Source organism: Bradyrhizobium sp. 521_C7_N1_3, from assembly GCF_052075975.1.
Lineage (GTDB): Bacteria > Pseudomonadota > Alphaproteobacteria > Rhizobiales > Xanthobacteraceae > Bradyrhizobium > Bradyrhizobium japonicum.
On sequence record NZ_CP197232.1, the window covers coordinates 1109489 to 1129723 of the forward strand.

20 protein-coding genes are annotated in these 20235 nt (G+C 62.4%); 7 read left to right on the plus strand and 13 right to left on the minus strand.

The genetic code is table 11. The annotated features are described in order from the left end of the window. Nucleotides 1–24 precede the first annotated feature (24 nt). On the minus strand, nt 25–336 hold the full coding sequence (locus AB7008_RS05125) for an ArsR/SmtB family transcription factor (protein ID WP_441258553.1): 312 nt from the start codon (nt 334–336) through the stop codon (nt 25–27). Between the two features lie 95 nt (nt 337–431). Here AB7008_RS05125 and AB7008_RS05130 point away from each other — a divergent pair, with 95 nt between their 5' ends. Further along, nucleotides 432–1184, plus strand: coding sequence for an SDR family NAD(P)-dependent oxidoreductase (locus AB7008_RS05130; protein WP_028157273.1), 753 nt, complete (start codon nt 432–434; stop codon nt 1182–1184). A 202-nt stretch (nt 1185–1386) separates the two neighbouring features. On the opposite strand, the gene AB7008_RS05135 is transcribed toward AB7008_RS05130, so the two are convergent. The 6 genes from AB7008_RS05135 to AB7008_RS05160 form a co-directional block, all read right to left on the minus strand. Further along, entirely contained in the window at nt 1387–1713 is a 327-nt protein-coding gene (locus AB7008_RS05135; protein WP_304492674.1) for a hypothetical protein, read from the minus strand. Nucleotides 1714–2027: 314 nt separating this feature from the next. Next, entirely contained in the window at nt 2028–2954 is a 927-nt protein-coding gene (locus tag AB7008_RS05140; protein ID WP_441258554.1) for an MBL fold metallo-hydrolase, read from the minus strand. Between the two features lie 55 nt (nt 2955–3009). After that, complete coding sequence (locus AB7008_RS05145) at nt 3010–3735, minus strand: alpha/beta fold hydrolase (RefSeq protein ID WP_441258555.1); 726 nt, start codon at nt 3733–3735, stop codon at nt 3010–3012. A gap of 113 nt (nt 3736–3848) precedes the next feature. Continuing rightward, nucleotides 3849–4145 (minus strand): putative quinol monooxygenase, encoded by a 297-nt coding sequence (locus AB7008_RS05150; RefSeq protein WP_028157276.1) that lies wholly within the window; start codon nt 4143–4145, stop codon nt 3849–3851. Between the two features lie 341 nt (nt 4146–4486). Beyond that, nucleotides 4487–4669 carry a hypothetical protein gene (locus AB7008_RS05155; RefSeq protein ID WP_441258556.1) on the minus strand — a complete coding sequence of 61 codons (183 nt, stop codon included), beginning with the start codon at nt 4667–4669 and terminating at the stop codon, nt 4487–4489. Nucleotides 4670–4738: 69 nt separating this feature from the next. Next, the gene (locus AB7008_RS05160) at nt 4739–5842 is read right to left on the minus strand and encodes an NADH:flavin oxidoreductase (protein WP_441261187.1); all 1104 of its coding nucleotides are present in this window, start codon (nt 5840–5842) and stop codon (nt 4739–4741) included. Between the two features lie 32 nt (nt 5843–5874). Here AB7008_RS05160 and AB7008_RS05165 point away from each other — a divergent pair, with 32 nt between their 5' ends. After that, a complete protein-coding gene (locus AB7008_RS05165; protein WP_441258557.1) occupies nt 5875–6855 on the plus strand; it encodes a LysR family transcriptional regulator in 981 nt (326 codons plus the stop codon). Between the two features lie 74 nt (nt 6856–6929). Here the strand turns inward: AB7008_RS05165 and AB7008_RS05170 are convergent, their stop codons facing one another. Together AB7008_RS05170 and AB7008_RS05175 are read right to left on the minus strand one after the other, a co-directional pair. Further along, nucleotides 6930–7439, minus strand: coding sequence for a YkgB family protein (locus AB7008_RS05170; RefSeq protein ID WP_441258558.1), 510 nt, complete (start codon nt 7437–7439; stop codon nt 6930–6932). A gap of 45 nt (nt 7440–7484) precedes the next feature. Further along, nucleotides 7485–8021, minus strand: coding sequence for a carboxymuconolactone decarboxylase family protein (locus AB7008_RS05175; RefSeq protein ID WP_028157280.1), 537 nt, complete (start codon nt 8019–8021; stop codon nt 7485–7487). Between the two features lie 131 nt (nt 8022–8152). On the opposite strand from AB7008_RS05175, the gene AB7008_RS05180 reads away from it, so the two are divergent. After that, the gene (locus tag AB7008_RS05180; RefSeq protein WP_441258559.1) at nt 8153–9148 is read left to right on the plus strand and encodes an AraC family transcriptional regulator; all 996 of its coding nucleotides are present in this window, start codon (nt 8153–8155) and stop codon (nt 9146–9148) included. 130 nt (nt 9149–9278) lie between these two features. On the opposite strand, the gene AB7008_RS05185 is transcribed toward AB7008_RS05180, so the two are convergent. From AB7008_RS05185 to AB7008_RS05200, 4 genes are all read right to left on the minus strand, one after another. Next, nucleotides 9279–9596, minus strand: coding sequence for a hypothetical protein (locus AB7008_RS05185; RefSeq protein ID WP_041956330.1), 318 nt, complete (start codon nt 9594–9596; stop codon nt 9279–9281). Between the two features lie 111 nt (nt 9597–9707). Then, nucleotides 9708–10628 carry a DUF427 domain-containing protein gene (locus AB7008_RS05190; RefSeq protein WP_441258560.1) on the minus strand — a complete coding sequence of 307 codons (921 nt, stop codon included), beginning with the start codon at nt 10626–10628 and terminating at the stop codon, nt 9708–9710. Between the two features lie 161 nt (nt 10629–10789). Beyond that, the gene (locus tag AB7008_RS05195) at nt 10790–16309 is read right to left on the minus strand and encodes a trifunctional serine/threonine-protein kinase/ATP-binding protein/sensor histidine kinase (protein WP_441258561.1); all 5520 of its coding nucleotides are present in this window, start codon (nt 16307–16309) and stop codon (nt 10790–10792) included. A 444-nt stretch (nt 16310–16753) separates the two neighbouring features. Beyond that, nucleotides 16754–17281, minus strand: a complete 528-nt coding sequence (locus tag AB7008_RS05200; RefSeq protein ID WP_248881310.1) for a YkgB family protein — start codon at nt 17279–17281, stop codon at nt 16754–16756. Between the two features lie 476 nt (nt 17282–17757). Here AB7008_RS05200 and AB7008_RS05205 point away from each other — a divergent pair, with 476 nt between their 5' ends. From AB7008_RS05205 to AB7008_RS05220, 4 genes are all read left to right on the plus strand, one after another. Then, a complete protein-coding gene (locus tag AB7008_RS05205; RefSeq protein ID WP_014498366.1) occupies nt 17758–18123 on the plus strand; it encodes a response regulator transcription factor in 366 nt (121 codons plus the stop codon). A 212-nt stretch (nt 18124–18335) separates the two neighbouring features. After that, nucleotides 18336–18779 carry a sigma-70 family RNA polymerase sigma factor gene (locus tag AB7008_RS05210; protein WP_223153778.1) on the plus strand — a complete coding sequence of 148 codons (444 nt, stop codon included), beginning with the start codon at nt 18336–18338 and terminating at the stop codon, nt 18777–18779. An 89-nt stretch (nt 18780–18868) separates the two neighbouring features. Then, nucleotides 18869–19816, plus strand: coding sequence for an L-histidine N(alpha)-methyltransferase (gene egtD / locus AB7008_RS05215; protein WP_441258562.1), 948 nt, complete (start codon nt 18869–18871; stop codon nt 19814–19816). 133 nt (nt 19817–19949) lie between these two features. Further along, on the plus strand, nt 19950–20204 hold the full coding sequence (locus AB7008_RS05220) for a hypothetical protein (RefSeq protein WP_441258563.1): 255 nt from the start codon (nt 19950–19952) through the stop codon (nt 20202–20204). The last annotated feature ends 31 nt before the right edge of the window (nt 20205–20235 follow it).

Consider the following 20235-nt stretch of genomic DNA (forward strand, 5'->3'; position numbering starts at 1 on the left):
CAAACCTGTCGTGCGCGAATGCCCTCAGTCCGGATAGCTCAGGATCATTTTCAGCAATTTCGGAAACCGCGCGTTGATGTCCTCTTCGCGCAAAACGTTGCGGTGCTGGACGCCTTGCTTTGACGTCCGGATCAGGCCGGCCTCCCGCAGGATCCGAAAATGGTTCGACAGGGTCGACTTCGCCATCTCGGGGCAAGGCGCCGCCTCGGTGCACGACATGCAATCGTTTTGCGCGGCCAGGCTTTTGACGATGCGCAGCCGCATCGGATCCGCGAGAGCTCCAAGCACCCCGGCGAGTGTAATCTCGTCCCGCGGTGGGTGAACGAACTGCACCATGCCTAAAATATAGCACGTCCCTTGAACTCATTCAATAGTTCACTAGTATTGAACTATTGAATATCGGCATCCCGCCGAACAACGGAAGACATGCGATGACCAAGAGACTCGAAGGCAAAGTTGCGCTCGTGACCGGCGCATCCAAAGGCATTGGTGCCGAAATCTCCGCCCGGCTCGCGGCCGAGGGTGCGGCGGTTGCCGTCAACTACAGCGCCAGCAAAGAGGCCGCCGACCGCGTGGTCGCCGCCATCATCGCCAAGGGCGGCAAAGCTGTCGCCGTGCACGGCAACCTGGCCGATGCCAAGAACGTGAAAAGCGTCGTCGCGGAGACCGTCAAGGCGTTCGGTGCGATCGACATCCTCGTCAACAACGCGGGCATTTACGAGTTCGCGGCGCTCGAGGCCATCACGCCTGAGCATTTCCACAAGCATTTCGACCTCAATGTGCTCGGGCTTCTCTTGATTTCGGGGGAAGCGGTGCAGCACTTCAATCCCAATGGGGGCAGCATCATCAACATCAGCTCCGGCGTGTCGACCGTCGCGCCGGCGAACACCGCCGTTTACACCGCGACCAAGGCATCGGTGGATGCGATCTCCTCCGTGCTGTCGAAGGAGCTCGCGCCGCGCAAGATCCGCGTCAACGCCGTCAATCCGGGCATGATCGCCACCGAAGGCGTCGTGTCTGCAGGCCTGCACGAGGGTGACATGCGCAACTGGATCGAATCCACCACCCCGCTTGGCCGCATCGGCAAGGTTGAGGAGATCGCTGCCGCGGTGGCCTTCTTCGCTTCGGATGATGCCTCCTACGTCACGGGCGAGACACTTCACGTCACCGGCGGCCTTCGCTGACGTGTGACGCGCCCTGGCGGCCCGGAATCGCTGAGGGACGTCGTCCCAGCATTGTCGGTGCTGTATCCCGCAGCCAGGTTCGGACTTGACCGGTCCCGATGAGAGAATGGCTCGCATCAAGCGAGCCATTTTTTCTGCGGGTGAGAGTCCCGATGTCACCGCGAGTCACGCAGTGAGCCAGCGGGGCCGTCAGATCCGAGCCTTACGGCTTGTCGTCGGTCTCTTCGCTTTCCGAAAGCGCCCGATAGCGCACGAGATCGGGATCACCATCCATGTAGAGCCCAATGAAGCCCCGATAGCCGAAGTCGTCGCGGAGAAGCACGAGCAGCCGATCCAGATCCTTGTAGGTACGATCTTCCTTGTCGCCCCAGGTTCGCAGCGGCAGGAATTCGCGTCGCCAGCTCGGGCGAACATAGGCCAGGTGCTCGGCCATACCCTCAATCATCTTGGTGATGATGAGGACATTGCGCAGGTGCCCGCCACTTTGCAGCTCCTGCTTGATTTCCCCTTCCTGTAACCCTTTCGCCAAGGGTTGCTCCCGCAAATTGATCGCCCAAGGGCGAAAACCACAAACGGGGCAGACTTCCTTGCACTTACCAATCCGCAGCCGCTTTCCGACCTGCGGTCCGGAAGATTCGGAGCGAGTCGAACTGCTCCATGACGAAAGCTGCCTCCGACCCTGTGTCTATCAGCGAAAGGGGTTGCCTTGCGAGCCGACAATGAGGTGACGCACACGGCAAGCGGCGATGTAAAGGAAAAATCGATGTAGTATCAGCTGCATCGGTAGGGTTGCGAACGCGACGAGATGCTCCAGGCGCGCGGTCGAATCCGATGCGTGTTCCCCTAAGCCACTCCGCCGCCCGGCTCTTGCAGGTGGCGGAAGGCGGCGGGCACGTTGACGGAGTTGTGCGCCCAATCGAACAGGCTGTACTCGCCGTAATGCGCCATGGCGACCGCCTCGAGCGTGGCCTCGATCGATCGACCTTCTGCGATCGCCGTGCGCATGGCACTGTCGAGCTCGCGAAGATAGCGAAGCGGGAATTCGATGTCCGCGGGACGCATCGGCCGGCCGTGGCCGGGAATGATGGTCGCGTCTTCCGGCAGGAAATCGCGTACGCGGGCAAGGGTCGTGATCGTCTCCTTGTGCCGCCCTTCGAGGAGCCACGGAAGCGCCGGAGACGGTGCTTGGATCATGTTGCCGACCCAAAGCACCTTCGCGTCTGGCGCCCATATGACCAAATCGCCCGGCGTCTGCGCGAACCCGAAGTGACGGACCTCGACGATGCGGCCGCCGAGATCGACGCTGATCATGTCGGGGACGGTGATGTCAGCCGCGCGTGCCTGCACGCGTTCAATGCCCTTCCCCTTGCCCATGAGGCTGATCATGAAACGGCGATCGTCCTCGAAGCTTTCCTCCATGTAGCGCTTGGTCGCCGGATGCTGAATGACGACAGTGCTGTCGGGGAACAGGTAATTCCCGTAGGCATGGTCGCCGTGATAGCTGGTGTTGACCAGGAAGCGGATCGGCTTCGACGTCACTTGACGTACGAGCCCGATAAGCTGCGAGGCCAGATCGCCATTCAGCATTGACTCGACGACGAGTACGCTGCGTTCGCCGATCACGAAACCGGCCGTGGTGGCGACGTGGTCTTTCTCGAACACGTCGTCAGGCATGACCGCGAAAACGCCGGGGGCCAGTTCGTTCGATGTGAGGTTCACCCGAGCCGCATCCCAGGGCGGTATTGCTTCTTGCTCACCGTCCTGCGTCATCGGATGGGTCCTCCCTATTTGAATGATGCCAAACAACCGCGTTTTGCGGAGGCCGTTACTTTGCTGCGGCGCGGGCGGCTTGTTCGATGGCGTCGGCCACGACGTCAGGGTTGGAGACGGGGACGGCGTGCGAAGCGTTGACCTCGATGACGGTGGAATGGGCGCGATCGGCTTCGAACTTGTATTCGTCGACCGGAATGGCACGATCCTGCAGCGGCCTGACTTGCCAGCTCGGCTTGCTCGTCCATGCCGCGGATGTCAGCGGTTCGGTCAGGGCCGCCAGGTTCATGGGGCGTTGGCCGGCGAGCATCAGGGCGGCCACGCTCGCGGGCACGTCGGCGGCAACGTTGCTGTGGAACTTGTCGGGCTGGTAAAGGAGGTACGTGCCGCTGGTCCCGTCGGGCAGGGTGTACGTGGTCGGCTCGACGGACGTGGGGAATGTGCTGCCGGGGTACCGTTCGAGCAAATGGGTTGCGGCCTCCCCGACCGCGGGCATGATGGAGGCCGCGTAGACGAGGCCCTTGACCTTGGGGTCGTCCCCGGCCTGCGTGATGACGGCCCCGCCGTAGGAGTGGGCCGCCAGGATCACGGGCCCCTGGATCTTGTCCAACAGGCTGCGCAGGTACGCGGTGTCGATTGCCGGGCCGAGCAGCGGATTGCCGAAGGCGACGACCGGGTAGCCGTCACGCTGGAGCCTCTCAATCACTCCATTCCAGATCGACGCGTCTTCGAAGGCCCCGTGCACAAGGACGACAGTGGGCTTGGGCGATACCTGGTTCATCGTGAGTCCTTTTCAGGAGAATTGCGGAGGAGGTGGCTTCGCTGAAGTGCTCGTTAAGTCGCACCGCCCAAGCTCATCATCTGCCTTGCAACGAAGAGCCCCGGTAAGACGCTCTATTTCTGGGCGATGACGTGAAGCCGGTGCACCTTGGGAGCTTCGGAAAACAGCTCGCCTGCCCTCGCGAACAGCGCCTTTGCAAGTTCACCGTTCAAATGCGCGTCTCGTCCGACTTCGTCATTGAACGTGTCGATGATTCCGTAACGTCCCGGCTCCTCTTCCTTGAGCCCGTACCACGCCACTATTCCGGCCTCTGCCTTGGCCATCGCGGCGCCCTGCTTGAGGAAAGCTTCGACTTCCGCTTCCTTGCCCCGATTGGCTTTCAACTCGACGAAGAAGGCGAACTTGGCCATGCCATGATCCTTTCGGTTTCATCCGACTTTTGCGCGTCTCTATATAAAATGCGTTTTTATAAAAACGCATCAAAGAACGTGTGGTATTGGTTCGCTTTTTCGTGATCGATGCAGATAATATATGTTCATTATTTCAGTTACTTATGATGATTCATGTCTTCGATTACGCGTTGTGATCCAGAATCGATATTAAAATTCATAGGCGTCATATCAGATGTCTTTTTATGAAGCCGCAGGTGGCCTCGATCATCGCGGCCCTATCGTCTTCGCGGATCGTGCGGTGAGATGAGCGGTGCCGAAACGATGAATGAGGTCGTCGCGGTCACGCGCCCGGTTACGACTTAGGACCTGCTCGGAGCCTCACCGAGAGGTGGAAGCAACTGTTGCGCGGTGTGAGGCGATAGCGCCTCGATGGCCGCTCGAAGGTGGGCCGCAGCCTTCGCATGCTCGGGCCCATCGAGCATGCGCAATGCTTCCAGCATGAGCGACAACGCCACCGAGGCATCGGAGATCGCGTCCGTCATGATCGTTCCTTTCGATGCGTGCACTATCTTCAGAGCGTCGGCCCTCGGCATCGACGTCGCGGGACGCGCTCACATCATCAGTTCGGTGTCCTTGATGTCGGCGATCGGCCCGAGGATCGCAGGGTCAAATTCATCCAGGGAGCTGCGGTCCAGCAGACGCTTGGGCAGGTCGGGGTTCGCCAACGCCCCGCGGCCTATCGTGACGACATCGGCGCCATCGTCGAGCGCTGCCACCGCCTGCTCGATGTTGTGCAGGCTGCCATTGGCGAAAATCGCCGCTTGGGGGGCGTAGCGCTTGGCGAGGCGCATCAATGACGGGCCGTCTTTGGCGAAAGCGGGCTTCCACGCCTCGAACTCGGTCACATGGACGAAGTCGGCGCCGGCATCGCCGAGGCTGCCGAAGATGATTTCGGCGTCACGCTCCGCACCCGCCCATTTGTGATGATAGTCGTTCACCTTGCCTTGCGAGATACGGACGCCGACCGGCACCGCGCTCCCGACCTTCGCGCGCACCGCCTTGAAGGTTTCCACGATTAACCGCACGCGGTTCTCCGTGGCGCCGCCCCAGCGATCGGTTCTGTGGTTGGCGTAGTCAGTCAGGAACTGGTCGAGCAAGTAGCCGTTGGCGCCGTGAATCTCGATGGCGTCGAACCCGGCGACGTGGATCGCTCGCGCAGCCGAGCCCGCGAAGCCGGCGATGGCGTCGGCGATCTGCTCTTCGGTGATGGCCGCCGGCATCACGTAGCGGTCCTTTCCGTGATAGAATGTCATCTGCTCGCCCTTGGGCTGAATGGCGGACGGCCCCACCGTGCTGTCGCGAAAGCGATTGCCCTGACTGATCGCTCCGGCATGCATCATCTGGGCGATGGCCACCGCTCCGTGCGACTTGATCCCGTTGACGACCGGCTTCCAGGCCTTGGCCTGCACTTCGTCGGTCATGCCGGGCTGATGGACATAGCCCTGCGAGAACGCCTGGTCTGTGTAGATGCCTTCGGTGATGACCGTTCCAAACCCGCCTCGCGCGAACCGCTCGTAGTATCGCGTCATGGTTTCGGTGGCCCGGCCATCCTGGGTCGCCGTGATGCGCGTCATTGGCGCAACAGCAAGACGGTTCTTCGCGGTACGGCCGTTTATATCGATTGGCGTGAAAAGTGCCTTCGCTTCGCTGTCCATCATCTGAATCTCCAGGGCCTGTATCTTCGGGAGTGGCCTCCCTTGCTGGAGATCGACTTAGAGCTTGCCATGAGCCGACAGAAGTCCGGCTGGAAGCTAAGCACTTTATCGATTATCGTTATAAAATGGATTTCGCGGATGTCGCCCTGTTTCGCAGCATCGTGACCGCCGGCAGCCTGTCCGCCGCGGCGCGAGAGATGGGCACAACGCCGATGTTGGTCAGTCGAAGGCTCGCAGCGCTCGAAGCCGAACTGGGCGCGCGTCTGTTTCATCGAACGACGCGCTCGCTGTCGCTCACCCCTGAGGGCGAAGCCTTTTTGCCTCACGCCGCCGGCCTAATAGCCGCCCGCGATTCGGCATTCGAGTCCGTGTCGTCCGCCGGCTCGGGTCTCTCAGGTGTGCTCAAGATCACCGCGCCGAACGTCATCGGCCATGCCGTCATCGTACCCGTCGTGGCCGGGCTGATCGCGGACAACCCGGCGCTTCGGGTCAATCTGGTCCTGAGCGACGATCGCGTCGACATCGCTTCGATGGGTCTCGACGTTGCGATCCGCGTGGCGCCGATGAAGCCTTCCGACATGATCGCGACAAGGCTCGCCGACAATCCTTACATCCTCTGCGCATCGCCAGCCTATATCGCTCGGTTCGGAGAACCGGCAACGCTGGGCGATCTGGTGAGCCACCCCTGCATCAAGCTTCATGCGATGGAGACCTGGCCGTTCGTACGTGGAGGCGAATTGGAGCAGGTCCGGATCGCCGGCCCGCTGTCGGCCAGCACGGTCGATGCTGTTCGAGCGGCTTGTCTTGCAGGCGTGGGGGTCGCCATGATGACCTATTGGGATGTGTACGAGCAGATTGAACGCGGAGAGTTGAAGCGCATCGTTCTGGCGGATGCCGCGCCGGTTGAGCTTGGGATATGGGCGGTTTTCCTGACCCGCGCGCAAATGCCCGTCCGGGTCAGGGCGTTCATTGATGTACTGCGAAAACGGCTGCTTGCGGGCACACTGCCGTGATCGTCGCGACGTGCAATCGCCGGCGAGCGGGAAAGCTCGCCGGCGACGCGTCGCCTTGGGCAGAATGCAACCTGCTACCGCGTCAGGCGAACCAGATCCTGCCTGAGCAGATAGAAGGAGACTGCGAGCAGCACGACGTCCTTCATCAGGAAGGGCACGTTGCCCGTCATCGCGGGGAAGCCTCCCGCGGCGAGGTCCCAACCCTCCGGCATGAAGGGAATGATGGTGACGGTCGCGATGAAGGTGCCGGTCGAGCCGAGGGCGCCCAGCACGCCAAGCCGGTGGCTCCAGAAGCCCGCGAGCAGCAGCGCGCCGAAGGTCCATTCGGAGACGCCGAGGAAATAGCTGGCGCCGGCATGGCCGAACACGGGATAGAGCCACCAGATCAACGGGCCGTTGCTGATGAACGGGACCAGCCGTTCGAATTCGTACGGAAACCACTTCTGGTAACCGAAGAAGAAGAACATGATCACCATCGAGGCGCGGACGACATGGTTGTCGAGATCTTCCGCGAGCAGGCCGGATCCCTGCAGGGCGCGGACGAGAGGATTTTGGGCAGTGTGGGTGTTGGCAAGCATGGTCATGGTCGTGATCCCTGATGTGAGATGAGCGACGTGGCGGTCGTCGCGTTAGGCGACCGCCGGGAAGTCGATCTCGGTATCGTTGATGCGGTTGAAGACGTTGGTGAACACGGTGGTGGCAAAGGCGAGGCTGATGTCGACGAGCTGCGCGTCGCTGTAGCCGGCGGCCTTGATCGCGACGAAATCCTTCTGGCTGATGGTGCCGCTGGTGCGCGCAAGCTTGTCGACGAAAGCGACCAGCGCATCGCGCTGGGCATCACCAGTGGGCCGGCCATCGCGGATCTGCTTCAGGACATCCGGCGCCAGGCCGACGAGCTTTGCGAGATGGCTGTGGGCAGCGACACAATAGTCACAGCCGGCGGCTTCGCTGATGACGAGCTTGATGATCTCCTTGTCGGACTTGGTCAGTCCGCCGGAGGCGAGCACAGTGTCAGCAGCGAGCACGGCCTTGAGCGCAGCGGGGCCATGGGCGGCGATGGCCGCAAAGGTGTTCGGCACGCTGCCTATGGCCTTCTTGATCTGGGCATAGACCTGGCCGGAGGGGCCGGCGTCGGCTTCGAGGTTCGGGACGGAAAGACGGGACATGATGGCACTCCGTGGTTGGGGTGGTGAACGATTGCGGAGTGACAGTAGGGTCGCGACATGAGATATTGAATGCTTAATTGGCTTGCATATATGCTCATTCGTCTCAATCGACGTACCGAGAGAGGAATACGATGGATTGGCTGAGCCGGCTGTTCGAGATGATGCCGGTGCGCGGCCGTCTGGACCTGCGCTGCTCCTACGGCGCGCCGTGGCGGATCGAGCAGGGGCCTAGCGAGGCCAACGAAATCCCGTACCACGCGGTGCTCGCTGGCTCGGCGATGCTGGACGATCCGGCGGGAGGTCGGCCGCTGCTACTGGAGGCCGGCGACATTCTGCTGCTGCCGCGCAACCCGCGGCACGTCATGCACGATGGCAGCGGAGCTGTGCCGCTGAAGGCCCGCAACCGCGCGTCACTCAACTTCACGATCAGCGAGAATCCCGGCTCGGACGCCCGGCTCGATCTGCTGTGCGGACATTTTTCGATCGCCCCGCCGCACGACCGGCTGCTGCGCAACTATCTGCCGCCGGTGCTGATCGTGAGGGCCGGCGCGCAGGCCGGAGAGCGGGATACGGCGGGGCAACTCGCAGGCCTCGTTGCCTTGATGCGCGGCGAGACTGCAGACGATCAGCTGGGTGGCCGCGCGATGCTGAACGCGCTGTCGACGGCGATGTTCGCGCTCGTGCTGCGCCTCGCCAGCGAGACCGGAGACGCGCCACGCGGGCTGCTTGCGCTCGCAGGTCACCCACGCCTCGCGCCGGTCGTCGCGGCCATGTTCAATGCGCCCGCGCGCGCATGGACGCTGCCCGAACTCGCGCAGCTCGCCAACATGTCGCGTGCGACGCTCGCCCGTCAATTCCAGGAGAAGGTCGGACGTTCGCCGAGCGAACTGCTGACCGACATCCGCATGACGCTGGCAACGAACGAACTAAGAAAATCCTCGCTCTCGACCGGAGCGGTGGCCGAAGCGGTCGGATATCTGTCCGAAGCGGCGTTCCAGCGGGCGTTCAAGAGCCACATGGGCATCACCCCCGCGCAATGGCGAAAGTCTGCGCAGACGCCTGCGACGATTGACGAGCTGGAGCTGGCGAAGAGCGCAGAGGCGGCATCGGGTGTCGAGAATGCCTAAAGCATGATCCGGAAAAGTGCGAAGCGGTTTTCCGAAAAGATCATGCTTAGACAACAACCTAAAGCGCGATGATGATTCATCCCAAACTCATCGCGCTTTTAGCAGGCGCGCGTGAGGTGGCCGGGCTAGCTCAGCATCCGCGGCAGATGATGAGCTTGCGATCCAGCATCTGATCGCGCTGCTGCTGCTCACGCTCCCAGGCCGACAGAGCATCCGAATGAGGCGCATCGGCCCGGCTCGGCTGACGGTGGCCGACCGGAGCGAGCCAGGGCAGGCGCGACGTCGGCTCGGCCGAGGCGAAACGCTCGGTGGCCCGCGCCGGCAGATCGGGGAGGGCGTCGAGAGAGCTGTTCCGACCGGAGGCATGTGCGGGCGACAGCAAGCCGATCAGGAGAAGGCCCGCAAAAGCGGAGCGGATCGAGCGTGTCTGGTTCGAACGATGGGACATTGTGGCGCTCCCGTAGTGGAGGCTCGGGATGAGCGGCTCCGTTGAAGGCCACAATAGTCGTGAACGCGAAAGGCTGAATGCTGCGCGATCTCGAAGATATGCTCGTTCGTCTCACGAGCGTCGATGGAGGGGACTGGTTGCAGCTTCAGCGGGCCGGCCACCAGGCGTTGGCTCGGGGACCACCTCGGCGATGTCAAGATTGCGATCGGGGCCGTGTGGAACCACCAATTGGCCGGGTTCGAGACGCAGCTGCGTGCCATCGAGATGGACCGTCACGATGTCCGGCTCGAACGATACAAAATTGGAGATGCGGCGGACTTCGGGATAGGCGTCGGGATACGACCATGCCGCCTGGCGGGCGTCTCCGATGGAGTAGTAGCTGCACAGGCCCTTATACGGGCAGAAGGTCTGGAGCTTGACCGGAGTGAGGGCAGACTCATCGATGTCGGCACGTGGAACGTACCAGCGGGGTGCAAAGCCGGACTCGTAAAGGACCAGCGGCTGCTTTGTATCGGCGATGACCCGGCCCTGGTGGTTGACCACGAGATTACGAGAGGTCTGGCGGATGTCGATGCGGTGATAGGGATCGGCGGCATGGCCCACGATGCGTTCGTCTTCCTCGTAGAAGGCATCCATGGCCCGCCAGGCAAAGGCGATCAGACCCTGCAAATCGCCTGCATGGGCCGGCAGGTTGGTGTGCCGCCATGCTCCTCGCGCTGCGATGTGTCGCTCGTCGACCCGAACGCTGTACCAGGACGTCGGCCCAAGATCGGCGTGTTGCGTGATGTGCTCGGTAGGTTCCAGCACATGTGGGGAAACATCGGCCTCCGGGAAATAGGCCACGGGATAACGGCCCGGTTCGAAAAGCAGGAGCGCCCGTTCGCTGTCGGCGATCCAGCTTCCCCCAAAGCGCACGCGGAGGCGGCGGCGTAACGGTTCGACGTACAGGAGTCGCCTGGGCAGCGGCTCAGGGACGAGAAAGCGGCCGATTGCTCCCGTTGAAAGCGGGCCTTGTTGCCAGGACAGTCCCAACTGATCTCTCCCTGCAGCACACCGTCGGTCGATGGCGGACCTGTTCCGGCCCGTGCGTGGTTTCCCCGGTGCAATCCGATGGCTATATTTCGTCCGCGGCCCGGCCCTGGTTACAGGTCATCCCACCAATTTTGCGGTGTGATGACGCCAGCCGAGATGCTTCAGCCAACCGAAAAGCCGTCATCGATCGGAACAGTGAACTGGAAGACGGCTCCGCGCGGTTCGTTTGCAGTCGCCCAGAGCCTGCCGCCATGCGCCACAATGATCGAGCGGCATATCGACAGTCCGACACCGAGGCCGCCCGACTTGGTCGTGTAGAAGGGTTCGAACAGCCGCGCGAGGCCCTCCGCAGACAAGCCTGGTCCCGAATCCGTGATCGATATGCGTATGCTCTCGGCATCTGCTCTCGCGGTCTGGATCAACAGCTCGCGCTTGCCCTCCGTTGTTTCGCTCATGGCCTCGATGGCGTTCAGGATCAGGTTGAGCGTGACCTGCTGCAGCTCGACGCGATCGCCGATGACCTTGGGCAGACGATCGGCGAATATCGTCTGGATCGACACATCGTGCCGCGCCGCTTCGGCTTGCGTGAGTTCGATGACTTGTCCGATGACGCTGTTGATCGCGAGGGAATCCCGTTTGGGCGGTGATTTCTTGACGAGATCCCGGATTCGCTCGATGACCTCGCTGGAGCGGATGCCGTTCTCGATGGCGCGTGTCAGCGCCCTGCGCGTCTGCTCCAGTGCCGGCGGTTGGTGATCGAGCCAGCTCAAGGCCGCTTGCGCGCTGGCGATGACGGCGGTGTTCGGCTGATTGACCTCGTGGGCGATCGACGCCGTCAGCTGTCCCATCACCGCCACGCGGTTGGCGTGGGCCAACTCCATCTGAGCCTCGCGGTAACGCTGCTCGTTCTCGCGTGCCTCGGTTTCGGCGCGCTTGCGCTCGCTGAGATCCAGCACGAAGGCAACGCCCTGCTCCTGCTCGTCGTCGAACAAGGCTCCGCCGGTCAGCACCGGCACCCGGCTGCCGTTCTTGCGGAAGAACGCCTTTTCGAACGGGTGGACAACCCGTGTCGCCTTCAATTCGGCCCGGGCGCGGTCGGTGCGCTCCTGCCATTCGGGCGGCGTCAGATCTGCCCAGCGCAACCGGCCTGCGGCGAGATCCTCGCGATCATATCCCACGGTCTTCAGGAACGCGTCATTGGCATCGAGAATGTCGGGGGTGTGATCGAAGATGAAGATCCCGATGATGTTGGCATCTACCAGCCGGCGGATCCGCGACTCCCGCTCCTGAAGCTCCCGGTACAGGCGGGCATTGTCGAGCGAGGTCGCGGCCTCCGATGCGAGAAATTTGAGGATCGCGATCCGGGCGGGTGTGAAGACGCGCGAGGCGAGATTGTTCTCGAGATACAGAAATGCCACCGCCCTGCCTTGCTTGACGAGCGGCACGCACAAGGCTGATCGGACGTGCTTCTTCTGGATGTACTCGTCGCCGCCGAACGCGCTGCTCGTCGAGGCATCGTCGAGCACGACGCTTTCATGGGTGCGAGCCGTGTAAAGCACGATCGACATCGGGACTTCAGCGGCGGAGATCGGCGAATCGGCGAGATCGAGAGCGATCGAACCGCCGCCAGTTACGGCGTCCGCCCGAATTCTCAGCTCCGAACCCCTCGGCAAAATCAGCACGCCGCGTTCCGCACCCGCGTGCTCGATGGCCGAACGAAGCAGGGTCTCCGTGAGCTTCTCCAGCACGATCTCGCCTGAAACAGCCTCCGACACCTTGAGAACCGTCGCAAGGTCCAGCTGCTCGACAGGTGCTCCGATCGTCCCTGCGGCGCTATGCGCGGATCCTCGCTCCCGCAGGTTCGGATGGAGTTTCTCGAGCTGGCTCACCTTCGCCTCGGCGCCCCAGCGCGCGTAGCAATCGCGCGCCTTTGTCAAGTAGGACAGGACGACCGTTCGAATGCCGCGAGCCTCGTAGAACCCTGCCGCACGTTCCGCAGCGATCGCTTCGATCTGGGCGAAGCCGGATTCTTGCGCCAATCGGATCGATTCCTCGTACAGCTGCTCCGCCTCGAGTTCGCGACCTTCGATGCGCGCAAGCTCCGCCGTGACGAGCTTCTGCCGGGCGGCGAAATTTGCGGGGCAGCGGTTGGACCAGACTGTCAGCTTGCGGTGGTGTTCGCGGAGGTCGCCGAGGCGCCGCTCGCGATCCTCGGGTCGTGATGCGTGATAAGCCCCGGCATGAGCGAGCGCCGTGTAGAACCGGTATTCGGTGAAGTCCGAATAAGACCGGACGCACCATGAGAGCGCTTCTGCGCGCGCGGCGAGGGCAATCGCGACATCGTTACGTCCGGCGATGACTTCGACCTGAATTCGCGTCGCGTAGTAGAAGAAGACGCCTAGCGGTTCGCTCACGTCCGAGGGCTGAAGCGCCCCGGGGCTCTCGAAGTCGTTCCGGCCGTCGCGCCCCATAAGGCTCAGCGCCAGATCTCGTTGCCTGATGAGGCCCACCGCAGCCAATCGGACGCCCAGACCCTCGGCGAATGCCAGGGACTGTTCGGCGTTCGAGCAGACGTCGATGAGCGAATCGCCGCAGAAGAGATCCACCGATATCAGCCCGCGATGCGAATACGCCGCGAATGCCAGATCTCCAGTCGTCAAGCAGATCGCAAGAGCACGCCGAATGAACGGCCGTCCCGATCGGATCGGGAGAATCCATGGGGTCACGTGAAGGCCGAATACCAGAAGCGCCCGACCGCTCAGCCCTGTCTGCGGCTGCCTGTCAGCAAGGGTTGCGCCAAATTGTGATAGTCGGAATCCAAGTTCGGCATCGGTTGAATTGCTCGCGAGCACGCCGAATATGGCGGTCAGCGGGTAGCATGCTTCGGAGCTGGTCCCGTGCTCGAGCGTCAGTCGAGTGGCCTCCATGAGCATGGTGTCGGACAGGTTGCGATCGGTGAGAAACGCAGGTGTGAGGAGGTCGGCCAAAACGCCCATGGTCGCACGATGATCCGGATCGGTCATCGGCGGTAGCGCATGAAGCTGCTCGTCGGACAGTTTTTCGGTCAAGTTCCTCAGGCGTCGCCGATCCTCGTCCACCTCGCTGCGGCTGGGATGAGGAGACCAGTCAATCCCGGTTCTGCGCAAGAATGCGAGGCAAACGTCGACCGCCCGCTCGAGCTGTCCCGCCGTGGTGTATAGCTGGGCCTGGAGCCTGGCGACCTCGGCGCTTGCCTGAATGTCCGAACAGCTCTGCGACAGGACCGTCAATTCCGCTTCCGCCGTGTTCAGCTCGCCGAGCAAGAATTTGCATTCGGCGTGGAGGAGGCCGATCGCGAAGGCGTCCCGGCTGCACCGCGGATGCCCTTCCTCCCCGAGCAGCTCGCGGGCGATTTCAAGGTAGGTTGCTGCCGCGTGGTAGGCCGTTGCATTTCGCGCGCGCCGGCCCGCGGCGAGATTGACGGCAATGACCTGTTCGCGTTCGGCGCCGTTCGTCAAAGCGGCGATGCCGCGGTTCAGCTGGTTGGCAACGATATAGACGCGCTCGTTGGTTTCGTCGGGCGTCAGCTGCGCTGCCAGGACCAGACCGATCCGAAGGTGCAGGGCCGTTCGCCTGTCCTGGTCCGGTTGAAGCGCATAAGCGGCCTCTTGCACGCGATCGTGGACGAACGCGTAAGCGCTCTTGAGGCGTCGGACCAGTTCGAGACGCGTCGCGTCTCGCAGATCCGCGTGCAGCGTCTGCTCCGATGTTCCGTGCACGAGGCAGAGCATCGCGATCTCGGCGCTGTTGCCCAGGCAGGCCAGCTCCAGCAGGGCCTGACGTGTCTCGTCGCGCAAACCGCTCAGCTTGCCGACCATGAGATCGGCGACGTTTTCGGCGTAGCTTTTTTCCTTGATGCGTTCGAGATCCCAGCGCCACCGTCGCTTGTCGTGATCGAAGGTCAGCAGTTCTTCTTCGGCCAGCGCCCGCAGAAACTGCGTGAGGAAGAACGGATTCCCGTTCGTCTTCTCGTATATCAGCTGCGCCATGGGCATGGCGTATGCCGGCTCGCAATGAAGTGCATCCGCGGTGAATTCCAGGACGGCATCGCGGGTGAGGGGGGCCAGGTCGATTTCCCGCACCCGCTTGCGGGAGGCCCGGATTTCGACGAGCCGCTGGGCCAGCAGATGCTTGACGCCGGCATCGTTGCGGCGATAGGCGACGATGAGAAGCAGATTTTGCAGATCGGATCTGTTCAGAAGAAACTCGATCAGGTCCAATGTGGCCAGGTCGAGCCACTGCAGGTCGTCGAGGAACAGCACGAGGGGATGGTGCGCCTTGGCGAAGACGCCAATGAAGCGTCGAACGACGAGTTGGAAGCGTCGCTGTGCGTCTTGCGGGGGGGCCTCCGGGACAGGTGGTGGATCCCCGATCACCAGCCGCAGCTCAGGTACGAGATCCACCATCAGTTGACCGAGATTGCCGAGCGCGTCGTGCAGTGTGCTACGCCAGGGTGCCAGATCGGCATCGCTCTTGGCGAGGAGGCCTCGGATAAGGCCTTGAAGCGCATGCGCGAGCGTCGCGTAGGGCATATCGCGCTTGTGCTGATCAAACTTGCCGGAAGCGAAGAACCCTCCCAACGGGACCAAGGCCTTCTGCATTTCGTCGACCATAACGGACTTGCCGATACCGGAGGGACCGGACACCAGGATCAACTCGGGCGTGCCGCTCCGGGTGACGCGATCGAACGAGGTGAGCAAGGCCTCGATCTCGTGCTCCCTGCCGTAGAGCCGTTCGGGAATCAGCAGGCGGTCCGGTATATCGGTTTGCGCCGGGACGAAATCATCGATCCGTCCCTGCGCTTCCCATTCGGCGAGTGACCGTTCGAGGTCGCTCTTGAGGCCCGCTGCGGTCTGATAACGGTCCTCGGCTGTCTTGGCGAGGAGCTTCATGATGATCGCTGACACGGCGTAAGGCACGCCATCGACTCGTTCGGCGGGCGCAACGGCTCGCCTGGCGATGTGGCTGTGCACCCACTCCATCGGACTGGACGCGGTGAACGGCAGTGCGCCCGTGAGCATCCGGTAGAACGTCACGCCGAGTGCGTACAGATCGCTGCGGGAATCCACGGACCGGTTCATGCGGCCGGTCTGTTCGGGCGCCATGTAGGCCAGCGTACCCGCCATGGTCTCAGGTGGTTCGAGCTGCTGTCGCTCGCGCGGCAGGCGAGAGGCGAGGCCAAATCCGGTGATCCTGACCTCGTCTGCTCCGGTCACCAGAAGATTGGCCGGCTTCAAATCCTTGTGGACCAGGCCCTGCCGATGCAGCTGATCGACGGCGGTGGTGATGCCGAGCGCCAAGCGCAGAAAGCGGGTCAGCTTCATCGGCGCGCCGAGCAGTTGCTCGAGCGGCTCGCTGCCGGGATCTTCCAATATCAGCAATGTTCGACCACCATCGCGGATCAGCTCCAGCGGCCGTACGGCCCAGGTCCCATCGAGTTCGTCGCGCAAGGCGTATTCATGGGCGAGCCGGTCGAGGAACGCGGCCGGCGGATGTTCCGTAGCCGCTCTTACGGTCAGGACACTGTAGACGTCGCCATCGGCGCCCCGGCGCCACTCGCGGCAATAGACGCGCTCGCCGTCGTCCCACAGGAGCTCGCGACCGGCATCTCCATGCGTGGGGATCGGCGAGGACACATTCATCTGCCGGACTCCGGAACTGACCGGCCGCCCCGTGGAGAAGGCGCGCCAACCGTCCAATCGCCCCCTCATCACCCTAAACCCCGAATAGGTCCCCCACAACGGCTCTCATCAGAACGAACCCGCCGGCTTCACGCTGCTCGCTCCTCTGGCCTCCAATATTCGAAGATGCTGCCACAAAGGTTACAGGCAGATTTGATTTTGATCGGGAACTCGGGGTGTCGGGAACTCTCCCGTGACCTGCAGATTCCCTGGCTTGAGCGCGGGGGAATCGCGGGATTCTTCGAGAGGTCGTTCAGCGTGGACAGCGCCAAGGTCTACAAGCCGTCGCTGCAAACCTGCGCTCACGCAGATCATCGGCAACGACCTCGCCGGTGTAGGCGAGCAGCCACCGCCGTCACAGGGGGGGGAGCGACGTTGATCCTGCTCTTCCGGTGCCGACCGGCGCTATTGCATCGCTTCCTGTCGAACAATCCCGTTCTGAGCCGGTGATGCGTCGGCTGCTGCCCGGAGGAGGTCCCGCTTGAGCAGATAGACGGAAGCTGCGAGCAGTACGACATCCTTCATGAGGAAGAGGAACGGCAACGTGGCCGCAGGAAAGCCGCCGGCCGGCGCGGCCCAGGCATCGGGGAAGAACGGAATGATCGTCACCGTGGCGACATAGGTCGCGCATGAACCCAGCGACCCCAGGACCGCCAGTCTTCTGCTCCAGAAGCCGAGCAGAAGAAGCAATCCAAACAACAATTCCGCCGAACCCAGGAAGTAGGCCGCGCCGCGCACGCCAAACACCGGATACAGCCAGAAGATCAGCGGACCATTGCTGATGAACGGGATCAACGCGTGCGCTTCGTAGTCGAACCATTTCTGGCAGCTGAATACGAAGAAGACGATGATCATCGCCACACGCGTGGCATGGTAGTCAAAATCGCCTCTGACCAGATCGAGCTCGGACAGTTTCTTTATGAGATGGTCCATCTGATGTCGTCTCATCCTCGAGGTCGCGGATTGGCGGCAAGGGCGGCGTCGACGTCTGTCGTTATCTGAACGGTAGCCAAGCTTCGAAGGGCGCGCTGTGCGCGGATTATCGTGCATTTTTCAAACTTGCGCTGTTCGGCTGCAGGCGACCGGGATCGGCGTGGCCTGACATCGCGCCGCCCTTGGTGGCTCTCCCTTGGCGCCGCAAACCCATACCAAAGTATGGGTCTGTGCATCACAATCGCGAGATTGTAGGAGGCACCCGCCGAACGCATGCTCGAGGCCGACATGCGCAACCGATCATGGCGCAGCTACTGGATTTTCCTCAGTTGGGGAGACCGAACATGTGCCTCTCGCGAACAAGCATCGAACGTCACGACAGCAACCGCCTGGTCAACTGGGGTGCGGCTTGCGCTTCTATCGCCTCTGTTGCGATCGCGTTTCGATGATGATCGCGTCTTGCGAGGGTAAGTCAGGTGAAGGTCCCTTTCGTAGGAGTCGTCGATGACGACGAGGCCCTGTGCCTGTCTTTGGTGGATCTGATGCGATCGATCGGCTACCGCTCCGAGCCGTTTGACAGGGCCGAAGCGCTGCTGAGCTACGTCGACCGGTTCAGCTTCGACTGCATCATTGCCGACGTTCACATGCCCGGAATGGGCGGGCTGAACCTCGTTCGCGAGCTCCAGCAGCAGAAGGTCGGGGCGCCGGTGATACTCATTACCGCGCTTCCTCACAGGCAGCTGGACGCCGAAGCGGCCTCGATCGGCGCATTCTGCCTTCTCAGAAAGCCGTTCGAAACGAGCGCTCTGCTTGAGTGTCTCGACAGGAGCCTTCGAAGATGAAAGCGCTCTCGGGTGACGACATCACGTCCTCTATCGCGACGCAATCGTCTGGCGGCGACGAGCCCGCGCGTGCACGCCCCCGCGGGAATACGGTTTCGCCGCGACATGATCGCCGGAAGGCAGCCCGTTGGGAGAGATGGAACGATTGTTCGGAGCGATGGGGCCGGCTCTTGCTTGCGGCGCGAGCAGGGGATGAAGGCGCATATGAGCGATTGCTGCGGGAGCTGGATCTGTGGCTTCGGGCCTACTACGCGCGCCGGCTTCCCTATCCCGCCGCGGACGATGCGAGGCAGGAGGTGCTGCTGGCCATTCACGCGAAACGCCACACGTTTGCGGCCTCGAAGCCCTTCGGCGCCTGGGTCACGGCGATTGCCCGCTACAAATGGGTCGATCGCGTGCGCGATGCGTCTCGCTACAGCGCGCTCGCGCTCGACGAAGACATCGCAATCGAGGATCACGAAGGTGCCGCGATCAGCGCTGCCGCGCTGGACCAGCTGCTTGGTCGGTTGAAGCCTGCGCAGGAGAGCGTGATCCGCCTCGTGAAGCTCAATGGTCTGAGCATCGCGCGGGCGGCCGGCGCGACCGGACAGTCGGCGGCCCTGGTCAAGATCAATATCCACCGCGGCCTGAAGAAATTGTCGACATTGGTCTCCTGACGTCATTGCGGCCGTCGGCCGGGCCGACCGAGACTTCGTGCGAAGGAAAGCCGAAATTGCTTCAACTCCAGAACGAAATGCGATCTGCGATGGCCGACCTGACGGCGGCGTTTCGCTACGACATCATGGAAGGGCTGAGCCTCGCGCCAAAGGCAATTCCGGCGAGATGGCTTTATGACCGCCGCGGATCGGCTCTGTTTGAAGCCATCACGCTGCTGCCCGAATACTACCCGACACGAACCGAGCGATCGATCCTCGCGTCCGCGGTATCGGACATCGCCGCGCTCGCGGGGCCGGGCCGCGCAGTCATAGAATTCGGCTCAGGCTCGTCGGCAAAGACGCGACTGTTGCTGGCGGAGACGGAGCCTTCCGCCTATGTGCCGATCGACATCTCGGGCGAGTTCCTCCGGGAGGTTGCGGCAGGCTTGTCGCATGCATTCCCGCGGCTGCCGATCTATCCAACCGAGGCTGATTTCACCTGTCCCTTTGCGCTGCCGGACGAGATTGCCTCGACTGCGCGCCTCGGCTTCTTTCCGGGGTCGACGATCGGAAACCTGACCGTGCCTGCGGCGGTCGACCTGTTGCGGGCCATGGCGGCGACGCTGGGTACCGGGTCGATGCTGCTGATCGGCATCGATCGTATCAAGGATCGAGATGTTCTGCTGCCCGCATATGACGACACGCAAGGGCTGACGGCCGCATTCAATCTCAACCTTTTGCATCGGATCAACCGCGAGCTGGGCGGCTCGATTCCGCTGGGCGCGTTTCGCCATTTGGCGCGCTGGAATGATGCGGAGGCGCGTATCGAGATGCATCTGGAAGCCACGCACGACGTCCGCTTCGAGGTCGACGGTCGCGTCTTCTCGTTGTCGAAGGGCGAGACCATCCACACGGAGAACAGCCTCAAATACGGGCGGAGGGATGCCTTCGTCCTGTTGCAGGCCGGCGGGTGGAATCCCGTCGCCGATTGGACGGACGACCGAGGGCTCTTCTCGGTCATTCTCGCGGAGCAAAGGCCCGCGCCGGCGGCACCCTAGGATGAATCGGGGCGCAGACGGAATCATTCCAACAATATCGCCTCAATCGGCGCAATCCACGAACAGCGAGGCCCGTACATATGCTGCATAATGTGCGCGTCATCACGGCAATCAACTGCGTTGAGGCGCGACCATGCAACTCCGTTCATCCCTCATCCTGAGCTTCGCCGCCATTCCTCTAACCGCCCTGGCAGATCCACTCCCGGCGCCGTCGCCGAAAGCGCCAAGCCCGGCCGAGAGCGTCCAGGTGCAGCCGCGTGGCAATGAATTCATGCCGAATTCACTCGCCGAGGATGCGTTGCAGAAGCGCATTACCGATTTCAACCGGAAACTGAAAAGTCTGGACGCGGATCTCGACAAGAAGCTGAAAATCTGCCGCGGGTGTTGATCGAAATCCGGTTCAGCAAACAGCGATAGGT